Origin of the sequence: Empedobacter sedimenti (genome assembly GCF_030005555.1) — a bacterium.
Classification (GTDB): domain Bacteria; phylum Bacteroidota; class Bacteroidia; order Flavobacteriales; family Weeksellaceae; genus Empedobacter; species Empedobacter sedimenti.
Map to the genome: position 1 here is coordinate 141219 of NZ_JASCQG010000011.1, position 17677 is coordinate 158895.

Consider the following 17677-nt stretch of genomic DNA (forward strand, 5'->3'; position numbering starts at 1 on the left):
ATACAATTGATAGATTGATTGTTGAAAAAAAGGATAAATTATCCTTCTACCATTTCACCAATCAAAGTAGCCGTTGTACAGCTATTTGCTTTTACGTTTACAAAATCACCAACTTTAGTTCCTTCCACTTTAGGGAAAACTAAAACTGCATTTTGTGTATTACGTCCGTACCAGAAATTTTCGTCACGTTTAGAGTTTCCTTCAATCAAAACTTCATGAGTTTTACCAACATAACTATTCATACGATCTGCAGAATGTTTTTGTTGCATTTCGATGATTTCTTGTAAACGACGTTTTTTATCTTCTGGTAAAACATCGTCTGGCATTTTTTTGTGCGCTGGTGTTCCAGGACGTTCTGAATAAGCGAACATATAACCGAAATCATATTTCACATATTCCATTAATGATAGCGTGTCTTTGTGTTCTTCTTCTGTTTCACCGCAGAAACCTGCAATCATATCGTGAGATAAAGCACAATCTGGAACGATACGACGAATTTTATCAATTAATTCGAAATATTCTTCACGAGTATGTTGACGATTCATACGTTCTAAAACAGTCGTAGAACCCGATTGAACAGGTAAGTGAATGTATTTACAAATATTTTTGTGTTTCGCCATCATTTCTAAAACGCCTTCTTCCATATCTTGTGGATTAGAAGTTGAGAAACGTAAACGAATATTAGGAAATTGCGTAGCAACCATGTCTAATAATTGCGCAAAATCTACAGCAGTTGCTTTCTGAATATCAGTTGCATTTTTGAAATCTTTTTTTGGTCCTCCACCATACCATAAATATGAATCGACATTTTGACCTAAAAGTGTAATTTCTTTATAACCAGATTCTGCTAATTCTTTACATTCATTCAAGATAGAATGTGGATCACGAGAACGCTCACGACCACGTGTAAAAGGTACAACACAGAATGTACACATGTTATCGCAACCACGAGTAATCGTAACGAAAGCTGTAACGCCATTTCCACCTAAACGAACAGGAGAAATTTCGGCATACGTTTCTTCTTTTGATAATTGTACATTAACAGCATCTCGACCATCTTCTACATCGTTGATTAAGTTTGGTAAATCGCGGTAAGCATCTGGTCCAACAACGATATCAACTAAATGTTCTTCTTCAAGAAACTTATGTTTCAAACGTTCCGCCATACAACCTAAAACACCAATTTTAAGACTTGGATTTTGTTTTTTGATCGCGTTTAATGTTCCTAAGCGTTTACGAACTGTTTGTTCAGCTTTTTCACGAATAGAACAAGTATTTAAAAGAATTAAATCTGCTTCGTCAACTTTTTGAGTGGTTTGGTAACCTTCGTTATTTAGAATAGATGCAACAATTTCACTATCCGAGAAATTCATTTGACATCCGTAACTTTCTAAGAATAATTTCTTTGTTGCATTACGAGTAGGAGCAGTCATCAAAGCCTCTCCTTGTCTTGCTTCATCTATATTTTTTTCTTCTGTATGCATTCTAAAATGGATATTTTATCGTGCAAAAATAATAAATCTATGTGACATATTGGCAGTAAATTTTTCTTTTGCATTTTATTAACATTTTGTAGATTTGAAGAAATCTAAAAATAAAAAACTATGGATAATTATGTAAAACAACGTGTAGAAGAAATTAAACAACAAGGTTTTAAAATTGAAATTGGTGCCTTGTTTAGTCGTGCTTGGGAAATATTTTCGGGTATAGCAGCTTATTCTATTGTAGCGTTGTTATTGTATGGTGTAGTTGTTTTGATTATGTCTTTTGTTTCGCAACTTATTTATGCTCCAGCTGAAGTGGCTATTTCTGATGTGAATGATTTAGAAGATTATTATATCGAAACTTTTACAGCACCATTGTTTTTTGTATCTAATTTAGTGAGTATTGTAGTTTATGCAATGGCTGCTCCAATATTATTTAGTATTGTGACAATGGCTCGTAAATTTGAAAAAAGTGAAACAGTAGGAATGAATGATATTTTTGAACATTATTCTAATGGAAATTTCATGAATATATTTTTGACTTATTTAGTAATTCAAATAGTAGCAAGTATAGGATTCGTTTTATGTTTTATTCCTGGTATAGTATTTCAATTAGCAACTGTTTTATCAGTCCCGTTTGTGTTGTTTGCAAAGGCAACCGTAGGAGAAGCTATTACTTCAAGTATTAGTGTCTCTTTCAAAAATTTTGGAAGTATTTTTGTCTTCGGATTATTAACATTTTGCGTAATTGTTTTGGGATTTTTAGCTTGTATCGTTGGATTGATTGTTGCAATACCATTAGTTTATATTGCATTGTATTGTTTATACAAAGAAGTTATTGGTTTTGATAATCAACAAACAGAAATAGACCAAATCGGAACAGATATTTACAAGGATAATCCTTACATGAAATAAAGAAATTTATGAAGCAGTTGAAAATCATTTTTGGCTGCTTCATTTTTTTGTTATTAATTTTGCAGAAAATTTTAAGAAAATAAAATGTCGAAGAATCTCGTAATTGTTGAGTCCCCAGCAAAAGCAAAAACCATTCAAGGGTTTTTAGGTGATGACTTTATCGTGGAGTCAAGTTTTGGTCACGTAGTCGATTTACCAAAAAAGGGAATGGGTATTGAAATTGAGAATCATTTCAAACCAATTTACGAAGTTACACCAGATAAAAAAGAGGTTGTTAGTAAGTTAAAGAAATTGTCTTCAAAAGCAGAAACAATTTGGTTAGCATCCGATGAGGACCGCGAAGGTGAGGCGATTTCTTGGCATTTATATAATGTATTAGATCTAAAGAAAAAAGATACAAAACGTATCGTTTTTAATGAGATTACAAAAAAAGCAATTCAACGTGCCGTAGAAAATCCTCGTCAAATAGATATTAATTTGGTTGATGCGCAACAAGCACGTCGCGTTTTAGACCGTTTAGTTGGTTTCGAAATGTCACCAATTTTATGGAAAAAAATTAAACCAGGACTTTCAGCTGGTCGTGTTCAATCAGTTTCTGTTCGATTAATTGTTGAACGTGAAAAAGAAATTCAAAACTTTGTTCCAGTTTCATCATATAAATTCATTGCAATTTTTGAAACGAACGAAGGAAGAACATTAAAAGCTGGTTTGACAAAAGAGTTTTCGACTTTAAAAGAAGCTGAAGATTTCTTAGAAACTTGTATTGGAGCAGAGTTTAAAGTAAATGATTTACAAAAGAAACCTGCTAAACGTACACCTTCTGCACCATTTACAACGTCAACTTTACAACAAGAAGCGTCTCGCAAATTAGGTTTCTCCGTATCGAGAACAATGCGTGTCGCACAACAATTGTACGAATCTGGACATATCACGTATATGAGAACGGATAGTGTGAATTTGTCTGATGACGCATTAGCAGCCGTTAAATCTGAGATTGAATCTGCTTACGGGAATAAATACGTTGAGATAAGAAAGTACAAAAATAAAAATTCATCTGCGCAAGAAGCCCACGAAGCAATTCGTCCAACGCATTTCGAAAATCATTCGATTAATGCAGACGATTCAATGCGAAAATTGTACGAATTAATTTGGAAACGTACAGTTGCTTCTCAAATGTCAAATGCAGAATTAGAGCGAACTATCATTGATATTGATAACAACAAAAACAAGTTTATTTTTCAAGCGAAAGGAGAAGTGATTGTCTTTGATGGTTTCTTAAAAGTATATCAAGAATCGCATGATGACGAAGATGTTGACGATGATAAAGTTTTATTGCCAAGTGTGAAAGTTAATGAGCAGTTAAAAGCAGATGAGATAAACGGGACTGAACGTTTTTCTAGAGCGGCAGCACGTTATACAGAAGCTTCTTTGGTGAAAAAATTAGAAGAGTTAGGAATTGGTCGTCCGTCTACTTATGCGCCAACAATCTCTACAATCCAAAACAGAGGTTATGTAGAAGTTGGTGAATTAGATGGTCAAGAACGAAAATATAATACCTTAACGTTAGTTGATAATCAAATTAAAAAAGCAGAACTAAAAGAAATTTTTGGAGCTGATCGCCGCAAATTAATGCCAACAGATATTGGTATCGTTGTAAACGATTTCTTGGTTGATTATTTTACAAATGTGATGGATTATGATTTTACAGCTCGCGTTGAAACAAGTTTTGATGAGATTGCGGAAGGTAAAATCAATTGGACAAATATGATTGATGATTTTTATACGAAGTTTCATCATACTGTAGAAGATGTTCAGGAAAATGCTGATCGTGCAACTGGTGAACGCGAATTGGGAATTGATCCTATATCAGGTAAAAAAGTACATGCACGTATTGGTCGTTTTGGACCAATGATTCAGATTGGAGAAGCAGAAGATGAGGAGAAACCACGTTTTGCAAGTCTTCAAAAGCATCAATCAATTCACAGTATTACCTTAGAGGAAGCAATGAAATTGTTCGAATTACCAAAAACTTTAGGCGAGTATAAAGCGCACGAAGTGGAGGTGAATATTGGACGCTTCGGACCTTATGTAAAATTTGATGATAAATATATTTCGATTCCGAAAGAGGAAGATCCAATGGATTTATCATTTGATCGTGCAGTAGAGTTAATCGAAGAAAAGTTAAAAGCTGATGCGCCGATTGCTCAATACGAAGGACACGATGTAACAAAAGGAAAAGGACGTTTCGGACCATTTATCAAGTGGAGTGAATGGTTTATCAATGTTCCTAAAAAATACGATTTCGATCATTTATCACAAGCAGATATCATCGAGTTAATTGAAGATAAAAAACGTAAAGAATCTGAACGTGTTGTGCGCGAATGGCCAGAACAAGAAATTCGTTTAGAAAAAGCTCGTTGGGGACGTTTCAATTTAATTCAAGGGAAAATAAAAGTTGAATTATCAAAAGAAACGAATCCAGAAGCATTAACTTTAGCAGAAGTTGAAAAATTGATAGAAGCAGCTAAGCCAGTTAAGAAAACTGCAGCGAAGAAAGCTCCTGCTAAAAAAACAACTGCAAAGAAAATAACGACTAAAAAAACAACGACTAAAAAGTAATGTACAAAGACTTTTTAACACCCGTTTCTGAAGAATTACAAGATTTTGCAAGATCTTGTAATTCTTTTTCGTTAGGTGCATCACTAAAATTTCAAGAAAATATTTTAGAAATTGAAGAGAATGCAACTGATAAAATTGCCATTATAGGAGTTACAGAATCACGATCAAAACAAAAAGATTTGATTGAAGATGCAGAATTTAGTTTAATCAGAACACAGTTGTACGAGTTACAAATGGGGGATTGGACTTTGGATTTGTATGATTTTGGTGATATTCATTATTATGATGACAAACACGAAACAGAATCGGTTTTTAGAGAAGTTACAAACGGATTGATTCGTGATGGTTATATTGTGGTAATTCTAGGAGGTTCGCCAAGTTTGGGTTATCAACAATATCGTGCTTATGATGAGGTAGTGAGTAAAGTATATTATTTGTCTGTAGATCATAAATTACGATTAGGTAAAGACGAAGAGCAAACAACGGATGGAAATTATTTGACAAAAATTATTTCGAACGAGCCTTTTAATTTGCTAGATTATACTAATATCGGTTTTCAGACTTATTTTGTCGCTCAAGAAAAACTAGATTTAATCAATCAATTAAATTTTGAATCTGTTCGCTTGGGAGTTATAGCGGAGTCTGTTAAAGAAATTGAACCTTTTTCAAGAGACGCAAATGCGGCTTTGATCAACCTTTCGTCTATTCAAGGATCAGATTTTTCTTCATCTAAAAATATGACGCCAAATGGATTTACTTCTCGTGAAATTTGTGCGTTGACTAGATATTTAGGATTTAGCAATAAATTGACATCGCTTTACGTTTGTGATTATATCGAAAGTTATAAAAAGTTAGATCATCTTCTTGTAGCACAGATGATTTGGTACTTTATAGATGGAAAAAATCATCGTCCAGAAATAAAAAGTTTTGACGATACACAATATTTTGATAAAATTTTTGTTCCTACAGAAGGGAATAATTATATTTTTTATAGAAATGTTTACACCAATCAATGGTGGATCGAAGTAGATAATACCATTGATAATGAGCGAAAAATAGAAATAATTTCGTGTTCGGAAAAAGATTATCAGCAAGCGCTTGATGGTGAAATACCGAATAGATGGTGGAAATATTTTAAAAAATTTTATTAAAAAAAGAATAAACAATTAAAAAACCAATTAATAAATTGCCTTAATTTGTAGGCTTATTAGTTGAAAACTAAAGTATAAAACCTGTATAAAAAATAAATCTATAACAGAATGAATAGAATTTTGGTAAGTGCATTGTTGCTATCTCTTTCTTTATCTTCATGTAAAATGTTGAAAAACAGAGGGAGTAGTGATAGAAATGATGGACAGATAGTTTCGAAAGCATCTTCAGCCTGGACGCCAGTTCGTCCAAAAGGAATGGTTCCGATTCCAAGTGGATCGTTTGTTTTAGGACAAACCGATTACGATTTTACAAAAACAAATGATGCTCCTGTAAAAACAGTAACTGTTACAGGTTTCTATATGGACGATACAGAAATCACAAACTCTGAATACCAGATTTTTGTGAATTATGTAAAAGATTCTATCGCTCGTACTGCTTTAGCTAATAAAGCAGAATCATTAGGTTTTGATCCTTTGAATCCTAATAACGGAGCTGGAGGTATAGGAGATTATGCATTCGTTTCTGGTTCACAAAACGGACAAGGAACTCCATATGATGAGTACATTAAAAATAGTAATACAGGAAGAGACGGACAGTCTTTAGATAGTAAAAAGTTAAACTGGAAACAACGTTTAGAGTGGGATAAATATAAGTATCCAGATGTTGATTACGCAGAAGTGATGGAAGGTATGTATTACCCACCAGAAGAGCGTATGAATGGAGAAAGACGTATTGACACACGTAAATTAAACTACTCTTATGTAACAGTTGACCAAACAGCTGCTGCTAAGAAACGTGGTACTTTTCGTGTAGATTTTCGTAAAGAATTTAATTTAAATATTTATCCAGATACAACAGTTTGGGTAAGAGATTTTAATTATTCTTACAACGATCCTATGCATCAAGATTATTTCTGGCACAAAGCTTATGCAGATTACCCTGTTGTTGGTGTTAATTGGAATCAAGCGACAGCGTTTTGTGATTTCCGTACTAGATACCACAATACAGCATTAGCAAGTAAAAAGAAAAGAGGAAGTCAAGTTAAAGTAATTAGCTACCGTTTACCAACAGAAATTGAGTGGGAATATGCGGCTAAAGGAGGTTTAGAAAATGCACCTTATCCATGGGGAGGACCTTATTTAACAGATGATAGAGGTTGTTATTTAGCGAACTTCAAACCAAAACGTGGTGATTATTTAGAAATCAACGATGGTAAGAAAACAGGTTATATGTATACTGCTCCAGTAAAAACGTTTAAAGCTAACGGATACGGATTATACGATATGGCAGGAAATGTTGCTGAATGGACAAGTTCTCCATACAACAGATCATCTTACACAATGTCATCTTCTTTAAATCCATCAATTACAATGTCTGGAGAAACAAACAGAAGTGTACGCGGAGGATCTTGGAAAGATGTAGGATACTTATTAATGGTATCATCTCGTGACTGGGAAAACAAAGATTCGGCAAGAAGTTTCATCGGATTCCGTACAGTACAATCTTTCCCAGAAGGATCAAAAGTAAATTTTAGAAAAACCAAATAAACTATTTAAAACAATAAATTAAAAAGCACTCATATGGCAGTACAAGCTTCAAAACAAGAACGTCTTACAAATTTTTTGTATAATTTCTTTGCCGCAGTAGTAATTATCGGGGCATTATGTAAAATTACGCACACTAATTTAGGACCGATTTCGGCTAACTTAATCTTAACAATTGGTTTAGTAGCTGAGGCATTCGTTTTCTTATACTCAGCATTCTTCGACAAACCAGAAGGAAGTTATGAATGGGAAAAAGCGTACCCAGAATTATTAAGTGGAGAACCAGTTCAAAGAAAAACTGCTGCTGTTGCAACTGCAGGAAACAATTTAACTGCCGAATTAGACAAAGTTTTAGCAGATGCTAAATTAGACAAAGAGGTTTTCGAAAGATTACGTGGTTCTTTAGATAAATTTGGTTCAGCTGTTAACGAATTAAATACAACAACAACTGCTGTAGCTTCTACAGAACAATATAGTAACGAAATAGCAAAAGCATCTACAAACATCAGTCAATTAAACGCTGTATATGCTGAGCAAATCGTAAATAGCCAAAAACAAGTAGAATTAAATAAACAATTTATCGAAGAAATGCAAAAATCTTCAGGTAGTTCAGAGCAATTCTTGAAAGAAATGCAAGAACTTTCTGCTAACATTAATGCATTAAACAAAGTATACGGAGGTATGCTTTCTGCAATGAAAAATAACTAATCATTGCAACCGATAAATTAAACTAATTATTCATTAATTCTATAAATTATTATGGCAGGAGGTGGTAGACTAACCGGACGTCAGAAGATGATCAACCTGATGTATCTCGTGTTCATTGCAATGATGGCTTTGAACGTGGATCGTGAGGTATTGAGATCTTTCGAAACGATAAATACATCGCTAGAGTCGACAACGACTTTAACAAAAACAAATAACGATACCTTCTATGGTCAAATTGATCTTAAAGCGAAGGATGATCCAACTTATGCAAAAACTCAAGCAGATGCTGCAGAAGTTAAAAAGCAAACAAATGATTTTGTTGCTTATATTGATGGATTGAAAAAAGAATTAGCTGGTGCTGATTTTGTTTCTGGATCAGAAGATACAGACTACAATGCATTATCTAATACTGAGCCAGTTGTTTCTTTATTTTTTAAAGGAAAAGGTGGTGATCAAGGAAATGATAAAGCGCAAGAGTTTACAAGTAAAATTGATGGTTTCAGAAATTTCTTAATGACTTTTGCAAAACAAAGCCCAGATGCTAAAAATGCTGAAGCTCGTATCAACGAATTCTTTGGAACAACTCCAAAATCGAAAAATCAAAGCTGGATGCAAGAGAAATTCTATGATCAACCAATGGTTGCATCGTTAACGAATTTATCTAAAATGCAAATGGATGCGCGTACAGAAGAAGGTAACTTAGTAAGAGCATTATTATCTGGTAAATTAGAAGAAAAAATTGAGTTGGATGCTTTCCAAGGTTTATTCTTATCACCAGGTGTTGTGAAAGTTGGTGACGAAGCTGTACTTAATGTAGTTTTAGGAGCTTACGATAATTCAATCAAAGGTTCTGTTTCTACAAGTGTTGGTTCTGCTTCTGTTGTTGATGGTAAAGCTTCAATCAAATTGAATACATCATCAGTAGGTATGCACCAATTAACAGGTAGTATTACTTATGTATCAAACGGACAAACGAAAACAGTAAATATTGCACCGTCAACTTACCAAGTTGTGGCACAAACTTTGGATAAAAAAGCTGCTGAGATCATTGAAAAAGATCCAACAGGAGGATCTATTGTTGCAGATAATTTACGTGTAGTTTACCGTGGAGTATCTAATCCAATTTCGGCAACGATTAATGGAGCAAACGGACCAGTTAGTTTAAATGCTTCTTCGGGATCAGTTTCTGGAGCAGGAGCAAATAAATGGAATTATACAGCAGGAGGAGGAAGCGAAGTTGTGTTTACTGCATCTGCAAGAGCAAGTTCAGGTAAAACATTATCAGTTCGCGAAACATTCCGCGTAAAACCAGTTCCACCAGCTCGTGGTGTAATTTTAGGTAAAACGAGTCCAGCTATTCCAGATAATGGAATTGCAGCTCAAACAATTCGTGTAGATTGGCCAGATTTCTTATTCCCAGTATCTGGAGAAGTAACGTCATTTAATGTACGTGTACCTGGTCAAGCAACAGTTCGTGTTTCTGGAAGTAAAATGTCTGGAGCAGCTGGAGCAATATCTAAAGCGAAAAAAGGTGATATCATTGGTGTATTCGATATTAAGTATCGTACTAATTCAGGAGCAACTGGAGAAGCATCATCTATCGCGATTCAAGTACAATAATTTAAAAAGTAAAAATTTAAAATATGAAGTATCTTTTGTTTGGTTTAATGAGTTTTTTCTCAACTCTTACAATGGCGCAAAATGTTCTTAACGCTGTTTCTCCGGAACAGTTAAGAAAAGAGCGCGAAAATAAAACAAGAGTTGATGAAGCTGGAGATACAATCAGTACGGCTCAAGATCCTATGAAATATGGTTTTATCGAAGATAAAGATGTTTTATGGTCGAAAGTTGTATGGGAAGTAATTGATTTGAATGAACGTCTTAATCAGCCTTATTATTTAGCAGGTGATGAATTAGTTCAAAGTTCAAAATCTTTATACGATGTATTAGTTGAAGGAGTTCGTAGTAAAAAGATTAAAGAAGTCTATGATGACGAATATTTTCAGACGAAAATGAGTTTTGAACAGATTATGGCTCGTAATGAGAAAAAAGATACGCAACAATATTATTACGATATGGTTGCTGCTGGAGAGAAACCTGATGAAGCAGCTATCTTTAATTACAAAGTTAAATCTGCAGATATCAAAATGCTTAAAACGAAAGGTCTTTGGTACATTGATCGTCGTTTAGGAGAGTTGAAATATCGTTTATTAGGATTGGCAATTATGGGACCTGATGCGCAATCTTTAGGAACTGAGTTTGCTGACGGAACATTTGTAGATTTATTCTGGATTTGGTATCCAGATGCTCGTAACGTTTTAGTTAATGCAACAGTATTTAATCCAAGTAATTCTAATTCTGCTATTACGTATGATGAGATGTTAAATGCTCGCAGATTTAGTTCTGTTATTTACAAAGCGCAGACAATGTATGGTACGAAGATGATCGAGGATTATATTCCAAATGATTCAAAAGGTCAGTTAGAAGAACATCACAAAATTAGAAACTCTATCATTCAGTCAGAAGCTGATATGTGGAATTACTAATCATAAGACAATACAAAAAATCCAGTCAATTGACTGGATTTTTTTTGTTTATGTATTTATAAGAATTTAACTTTCTAAAATCTAAAATCTAAAATCTAAAATCTAAAATCTAAAATCTAAAATCTAAAATCTAAAATCTAAAATCTAAAATCTAAAATCTAAAATCTAAAATCTAAAATCTAATTCGCATCACCTTTTTCAATTCCTTCTTCAATTTTTTCTTCTACTTCAATTTTTTCTTCAGCATCTAATTTCATTTCTCCCGAAGCATCATCACTTCTTAGGACTAACTTTATACTAATCGGAAAATGATCAGATCCAATATTGGGTTCCCTTTTCATTTCTACTAATCTAAATTGAGAGCTTAAAAAATAATGATCCAATGGCCAACGTAAAAACCAGTGATGCGCATGAAAAGTACTATACATTCCACGACCACGACGAGGATCTAACATTTGCGATGTCTTTAAGAACAAACGAGTTGTCCTGCTCCAAGCAACGTCATTCAAATCACCAAAAACAATACACGACTTTCCGTATTCTTTTGCTTGTTTACCAATCATCAAAATTTCCGCATCACGTTCTGTGCTTTCTTCATTTTCTTGCGGAACAGGTGGTGTTGGATGTAAACCATACAATCGCACAATTTGATTATTATATTCGATATCAGCAATGATAGAAGGAATTTCGGTACTGATTAAATAATTAATCTCTTGGTATTTTATAGGTAATTTAGAATAAAACAATAAGCCATATGTGTTTTCTAAAGGAACTTCAATTTTGTACTCAAAATTATCTGTAGCACTTTTTATTTGTTCCATCCATTCTTTGTTCGTTTCCAATAAAAAAACAATGTCAGGATTTTTTTTCTTAATTAACTCAACCAAGTTTTGGTACTTCGTATTGTCTTGTAAAACATTATAAACTAGTAAATCCAAAGGTTTTTCATTTGGTTTTAAGGATACTTGTTCAATCATTTTTTTTCCAAATGGTGAATATGGTAAAATAACCCAAAGTAGATAAATAGAAGCGAGTATTAAACCAATAAACAAACCAATTGTAAGCGAGGTTTTAGGTGTAAAAATGAATAAAATACTAGTTGCAATAATTAAAATAAGTTTCTGAAATCGGGGATAGTCAAAAACACGAATACTCCAATGTGTATGTTTAATGAATGGAATTAAAACTGAAATAATCAGTAGGCAAGAAAGTATTGAAAAGAGAAGTTGCATAAGATTGATTTTGTTTCATAAAGATAACGAAAACCGAAACATTAATTACCTTTGTATCAAATTTTGAAGTTGAAAAAAATAGATTATATAATCGTTGGTCAAGGTGTAGCAGGGAGTTGTATGGCAATGAAATTATTACAAGAAAAGAAATCTTTTGTCGTTATTGATGATCATTTTCATAAAGCTTCAGCGATTGCTGCAGGAATTTTTAATCCAGTTGTGCTAAAACGTTTTTCAATTGTTTGGAATGCAACGCATCAAATTAATCGTTTGCGTGAAGTTTTTGGTGAATTTGAAGAATTATTAAACAAAAAATATATCTACAATTTTCCAGTTTTTAGAATTTTTAATGACGAACAAGAGAAAAAAACATGGTTGAAAAAAGCGACAACTCATCCAGATTTGATTGATTATTTAGCAACTGATACAGAACAATTGAATGTTTTTTCTTCGATTAATTCTCCTATTGGATCTGGCGAGGTTTTGCATACAGGTCGTGTAGATTTGACGAATCTTTTGACTGATTTTAAAGATTATTTGGTCGAAAATGATTCTTTTTTAGATGAAACTTTTGATTTCGCAGAATTAAAATTAGCAGATAATCAAACGAGCTATAAAAATGTCGAAGCAACGAAAGTAATTTTTGCCGAAGGTTATAATATTTTGAGTAATCCTTATTTCAAAAATTTACCTGTAATTGGAGTAAAAGGCGAAGTGTTGAAAATAAAAACTGAAGCTAATTTACCAGAAGCTGTTGTTAAAGGAAAAGAATTTTTGATGCCTTTAGAAAATAATCAATATTTTGTAGGCGCAACTTACGATCGCGATCATGTGAATTATGAAAACACTGAAGAAGCTAAAAAGTATTTGGTTGAAGGTGTTCAGAATTTTTTCAAAGATGATTTTGAAGTTGTAGAACAACATGCTTCTATTCGTCCAACGGTAGTCGATCGTCGTCCGATTATTGGAGCGCATCCAACGCATCAACAATTGATTTGTCTAAATGGAATGGGAACGCGTGGAACAATGTTGGCGCCTGTGATGGTAGATGATTTGTACGAATTTTTAGAGAATAATCAACCAATCGATAAAGAAGCAGATATTGCACGTTTCTATGATCGATTTTAAACCAATTTTGAATGAAAAATTTTAATATAAAAATATTCGCGATTCAGCTCGTAGCAAGCGTTTTGTTATTTTTAGGAATTCAACAATTTTACGTTTTGGCTGAATTAGATTTGATTGAATTAATTCATTCAATGGGAAAAGATAATTTTGCTTTTTTGGTCAGAAAAAGTGATGAATTCGGAATCAGCCAAAAACTGAAAAATTTAGCTACAATGAAAACAATTTTGAGTTTTGTTGGTATTGTCTTAGCGTATGTTTTATGTTCTGTTATCAACCATAAACGCAATTACGATTGGAAAATAGCTGTATCAATAGTGGTATTATGTTTTTTAATTTTTCAATTCAGGTTAATCAATCTTCCAATTAATTTTATTGCAACCAAAAATCTTGCATTGGCTTATTTTGTGCCAGCAACTTTTTCGATTTTAATTAGTTTTGCGTTGTATTTTTTGAGTTACAAAATCAAGGTTAATAATTAATTTATTTCAGTAAACTCGCAATTAAGTTAGAAACGCCATGAATGAAAAAGTTTGGTAAATCAGTCGATTTATTTGGGTTAGAAATATCATAATTCACTTTTCCAAAATTTGGATTATTTATATCTATTTTTCTGTTAGAAGGAATTAGTTTTAAATCTTTTTCAAGACTTGTTTTATAAACAAAACGATTAAATTGATTAAAATTAGTTGTTTGTTTACTATTCAAAGAATCAATTTTTAAAGTGTAATTTTGAGAAAATGATAACGTCGCAATCATAACTAAAGAGAATAATGCAATATATTTTTTCATAATAACTTCTTTATTTTTAGTTAAATATACATCATTATTAGAATTTATTTTTACTTTTTTCAGTTATCTTACAAAACCTTAAAGTGTTAAGTTTTCATCTAACAAAAAACATTGTATTTTTGCAAAATGTTATTAGTACAAAATTTAGGAGTTTATTTTGCGGGTAGATATTTATTCGAAAACGTTTCGTTCCGCATCAACAAAGGAAACCGTGTTGGTTTGGTAGGGAAAAATGGAGCAGGAAAATCTACTTTGCTTAAAATTTTAGCCAAAAGTCAGCAATCTTCAGAAGGTGAAGTTGTTTACGAAGGTGACGTTACAATCGGATATTTATCGCAAGATATTGATTTTGTACAAGGAAGAACAGTTTGGCAAGAAGCGGATTCGGCTTTTGAGCAATTAGTTGAGATTCAGAATCGTATTGATTTTGTAAACAAAGAGTTAGCTGAAAGAACGGATTACGAATCAGACGAATATGGAAAATTAATAGAAGATATTTCGCATTTTACAGAGCGTTTTGGTCTTTTAGGAGGTTATACAAAAGATGCTGAAATAGAGCAAATCTTAATGGGGTTAGGATTTAAAAATTCAGATTTTCACCGTCCAACAGAAGAATTTTCGGGAGGTTGGAGAATGCGAATTGAATTGGCTAAACTATTGTTGCAAAAACATGATGTAATGCTTTTAGATGAGCCTACCAATCACTTGGATATCGATTCGATTGTTTGGTTAGAAGATTTCTTAAAAGATTATCCAGGTGCTGTTGTGTTAGTTTCGCACGACCGTCAATTTTTGGATAATGTAACCAATCGTACCATCGAAATTGCGAATCGTCATATATCAGATTTTAAGGCGAATTATACGCGTTATTTGGAATTGCGTGAAGATCGTCGTGAGAAATTAGAACAAGCACAGAAAAATCAGGAGCAAATGATTAAGCACACGGAAGATTTGATTTCTAAATTCCGTGCAAAAGCCAACAAAGCTTCGATGGCGCAATCATTAATCAAAAAATTAGATAAAATAGAACGCATCGAAATCGAAAATGATGATGTAACGAAGATGAATATCCGTTTTGTGGATGCAATTCAGCCTGGTAAAATTATTTTCGAGTTAGATGATGTAGGAGTTGCTTTTGGCGATCACCAAGTTTTTGATCACGTTTCGTTTTATGTAAATCGTGGTGAAAAAGTAGCATTTGTTGGTCAAAATGGTCAAGGAAAAACGACATTATCGCGTGCGATTATCAATGAACAAGAACATTCTGGGAAAATAAAACACGGGCATAATGTAGAAATCGGATATTTTGCTCAAAATCAAGCACATGTTTTAAATGATAAATTAACGGTTTTAGAAGAAGCAGAAAATTCTGCAACAGAAGAAACGCGTAAACATGTTCGCGATTATTTAGGAGCTTTTATGTTTGGTGGTGAAGCTTCGGAGAAGAAAGTTTCGGTTCTTTCGGGAGGAGAGCGTAATCGTTTGGCTTTATGTAAATTATTATTGCGTCCGTTCAATGTATTAATCATGGATGAGCCGACCAATCACTTGGATATTGTATCAAAAGAATTGTTGAAAAAAGCTTTACAAAAATATACAGGAACTTTGATTTTAGTTTCTCACGACCGTGAATTTTTAGAAGGTTTAGTAGACAAAGTTTTCGATTTCCGTAATGGTCAAGTAAAAGAATATCTTTCAGGTATTGACGATTATTTAGCGCAGATTAAAGCGGGAAGTTTCCGTGATGTTGAGAAAGTTAATTTAGCTGCACCAAAAGAAGAAAAACCAATTGAAGTTAAAATTGAACAAGCGAAAAGAGTTTTATCTTTTGAGGAAGAGAAAGAGCAGAAACGTTTAAAAAATAAATTATCTCGTATAGAATCAGAGATTTCTGATTTCGAAACAAAGATTTCTGATTTAGAAAATAAGTTGCATTCAGGTTCTCAAACACAAAAAGAATTAGACGATTATACAAAACTAAAAAATGATTTGGATAATAAAATGCTAGAGTGGGAGGAGGTTTCTGAACAAATTATATAAAAGATTAATTAATATAAATTTTAAAGTGTTACGATTATGTAACACTTTTTTTATGCAAAAAAGTTTATCTTTAAAACAACTTTAAAAACCTAAAAGATGAGTGAATATACAATCAGTCAGTTTATCGAAAAAACTAAGCAAAATGATGCTGAACATGATTATTTTGAGTTAGAAAAACCTCAAATGTTAGAAATTAATTTGAAAAACCAAGCTGTTTGGACAAAAGCTGGTAGCATGGTGGCTTATACGGGAAATATCAATTTTGAACGCGAAGGAATGCTTTCGGGTGGATTAGGTAAATTTCTAAAGAAAACGTTGTCTGGCGAAGGTGCAAAATTAATGAAAGCCGAAGGTTCTGGACGTTTGTATGTTGCGGATTCAGGAAAGAAAGTTCAGATTTTGCAAATGAATAATGAAGCGATTTGTGTAAACGGAAATGATGTTTTGGCACACGATCAGTCATTAAAAAGTGATATTACGATGCTGAAAAGTATTGCAGGAATGATGGCTGGCGGATTATTTCAAGTGAAGTTATCAGGTTCTGGAATGGTAGCAATTTCTACACACGGCGATCCATTGACATTGTTGGTAACGCCAGAAAACCCAGTATTTACAGATCCTAATGCAACTGTTGCGTGGTCTGGTAATCTATCTCCAGAGCTTAAATCAAACGTTTCGTTCAAAAGTCTTTTAGGACGAGGAAGTGGCGAAGAGTTTCAAATGAAATTTTCGGGTAGCGGTTGGGTTTTAATTCAGCCTTACGAAGAAGTTTATATGCAAGAAAGTAAATAATAAATGATTAAACAATCATTTTCACCCATTATAGCACAAGAGCCAAGGATTTTAATTCTTGGCTCTTTGCCTGGTGATTTGTCCTTAGAAATGAATCAATATTATGGTCATCCAAGAAATCGTTTTTGGAAAATAATGTTTACAATTTTAGATGAAGAATTTTCTAATGATTATCAAGTAAGGGAAAACTTGATTAAGAATAATCATATAGCACTTTGGGATGTTGCTTATTCGGCAATGAGAAAAGGAAGCATGGATGTCGATATGAAAGATGTTGTTCCAAATAAAATAGAAGAAATGCTCCAAAAAAATCCTTCAATTCGTCAAATAATTTTTAATGGAAAGAAAGCAGAACAACTTTTTAAACGTTATTTTGAACAAAAATCAACTATAATTTATATTTCTTTACCAAGTACAAGTCCAGCAAATGCACAATTTTCTATAGATAGATTGACTGAAATTTGGAAAAACTCACTGATTTTAGATTAATTTCTGAATTGATTTCATGTTTGAATAAATAAAGTTTAAAATTTTATTTTGTGTTAATTTTTTTAAGTTGAGAAACTTAGCTATTCGTGTCAAAAAAACATTAAAAAATTATCAAGTAAAAGTTTTGTATTTAAAAAAGGTGGTCTATATTTGCACTCACAAACGCGGGAATAGCTCAATTGGTAGAGCGTCAGCCTTCCAAGCTGAATGTTGCGAGTTCGAGTCTCGTTTCCCGCTCT

The 17677-nt window shown here is 32.9% G+C and carries 15 protein-coding genes and 1 tRNA gene; 13 read left to right on the forward strand and 3 right to left on the reverse strand.

Going from position 1 to position 17677, the window contains the following annotated elements:
- Window positions 1-38: 38 nt before the first annotated feature.
- Window positions 39-1484: a tRNA (N6-isopentenyl adenosine(37)-C2)-methylthiotransferase MiaB gene (gene miaB, locus QHG34_RS11610; RefSeq protein ID WP_282630376.1), complete on the reverse strand. Its 1446-nt coding sequence runs from the start codon at window positions 1482-1484 to the stop codon at window positions 39-41.
- A 120-nt stretch (window positions 1485-1604) separates the two neighbouring features.
- Here miaB and QHG34_RS11615 point away from each other — a divergent pair, with 120 nt between their 5' ends.
- From QHG34_RS11615 to porN, 7 genes are all read left to right on the forward strand, one after another.
- Window positions 1605-2399, forward strand: a complete 795-nt coding sequence (locus QHG34_RS11615; protein WP_282630377.1) for a DUF2189 domain-containing protein — start codon at window positions 1605-1607, stop codon at window positions 2397-2399.
- 84 nt (window positions 2400-2483) lie between these two features.
- A complete protein-coding gene (topA, locus tag QHG34_RS11620; protein WP_282630378.1) occupies window positions 2484-5018 on the forward strand; it encodes a type I DNA topoisomerase in 2535 nt (844 codons plus the stop codon).
- On the forward strand, window positions 5018-6169 hold the full coding sequence (locus QHG34_RS11625; protein ID WP_282630379.1) for an arginase family protein: 1152 nt from the start codon (window positions 5018-5020) through the stop codon (window positions 6167-6169). The genes topA and QHG34_RS11625 overlap by 1 nt, the downstream gene beginning before the upstream one ends.
- A 108-nt stretch (window positions 6170-6277) precedes the next feature.
- Window positions 6278-7717, forward strand: a complete 1440-nt coding sequence (gene porK, locus QHG34_RS11630) for a T9SS ring complex lipoprotein PorK/GldK (RefSeq protein ID WP_282630380.1) — start codon at window positions 6278-6280, stop codon at window positions 7715-7717.
- Window positions 7718-7750: 33 nt separating this feature from the next.
- On the forward strand, window positions 7751-8422 hold the full coding sequence (gene porL / locus QHG34_RS11635; protein ID WP_282630381.1) for a type IX secretion system motor protein PorL/GldL: 672 nt from the start codon (window positions 7751-7753) through the stop codon (window positions 8420-8422).
- A gap of 51 nt (window positions 8423-8473) precedes the next feature.
- Window positions 8474-10042: a type IX secretion system motor protein PorM/GldM gene (gene porM, locus QHG34_RS11640; protein WP_282630382.1), complete on the forward strand. Its 1569-nt coding sequence runs from the start codon at window positions 8474-8476 to the stop codon at window positions 10040-10042.
- Between the two features lie 23 nt (window positions 10043-10065).
- Window positions 10066-10968 (forward strand): type IX secretion system ring subunit PorN/GldN, encoded by a 903-nt coding sequence (porN, locus tag QHG34_RS11645; RefSeq protein WP_282630383.1) that lies wholly within the window; start codon window positions 10066-10068, stop codon window positions 10966-10968.
- Between the two features lie 179 nt (window positions 10969-11147).
- Here the strand turns inward: porN and QHG34_RS11650 are convergent, their stop codons facing one another.
- Window positions 11148-12200, reverse strand: coding sequence for an endonuclease/exonuclease/phosphatase family protein (locus tag QHG34_RS11650; RefSeq protein WP_282630384.1), 1053 nt, complete (start codon window positions 12198-12200; stop codon window positions 11148-11150).
- Between the two features lie 69 nt (window positions 12201-12269).
- Between QHG34_RS11650 and QHG34_RS11655 the strand changes: the two genes are divergently transcribed.
- Window positions 12270-13328 (forward strand): NAD(P)/FAD-dependent oxidoreductase, encoded by a 1059-nt coding sequence (locus tag QHG34_RS11655; RefSeq protein ID WP_282630385.1) that lies wholly within the window; start codon window positions 12270-12272, stop codon window positions 13326-13328.
- 11 nt (window positions 13329-13339) lie between these two features.
- Window positions 13340-13807 (forward strand): hypothetical protein, encoded by a 468-nt coding sequence (locus tag QHG34_RS11660; RefSeq protein WP_282630386.1) that lies wholly within the window; start codon window positions 13340-13342, stop codon window positions 13805-13807.
- A 1-nt stretch (window position 13808) separates the two neighbouring features.
- On the opposite strand, the gene QHG34_RS11665 is transcribed toward QHG34_RS11660, so the two are convergent.
- A complete protein-coding gene (locus tag QHG34_RS11665; RefSeq protein WP_282630387.1) occupies window positions 13809-14117 on the reverse strand; it encodes a hypothetical protein in 309 nt (102 codons plus the stop codon).
- Window positions 14118-14243: 126 nt separating this feature from the next.
- On the opposite strand from QHG34_RS11665, the gene QHG34_RS11670 reads away from it, so the two are divergent.
- The 4 genes from QHG34_RS11670 (at window position 14244) to QHG34_RS11685 (ending at window position 17675) form a co-directional block, all read left to right on the forward strand.
- Window positions 14244-16157 (forward strand): ABC-F family ATP-binding cassette domain-containing protein, encoded by a 1914-nt coding sequence (locus tag QHG34_RS11670; protein ID WP_282630388.1) that lies wholly within the window; start codon window positions 14244-14246, stop codon window positions 16155-16157.
- A 96-nt stretch (window positions 16158-16253) separates the two neighbouring features.
- On the forward strand, window positions 16254-16949 hold the full coding sequence (locus QHG34_RS11675; protein ID WP_282630389.1) for an AIM24 family protein: 696 nt from the start codon (window positions 16254-16256) through the stop codon (window positions 16947-16949).
- A gap of 3 nt (window positions 16950-16952) precedes the next feature.
- On the forward strand, window positions 16953-17438 hold the full coding sequence (locus QHG34_RS11680; RefSeq protein ID WP_282630390.1) for a DNA-deoxyinosine glycosylase: 486 nt from the start codon (window positions 16953-16955) through the stop codon (window positions 17436-17438).
- Window positions 17439-17602: 164 nt separating this feature from the next.
- Window positions 17603-17675: transfer RNA gene (locus QHG34_RS11685), tRNA-Gly, on the forward strand.
- The last annotated feature ends 2 nt before the right edge of the window (window positions 17676-17677 follow it).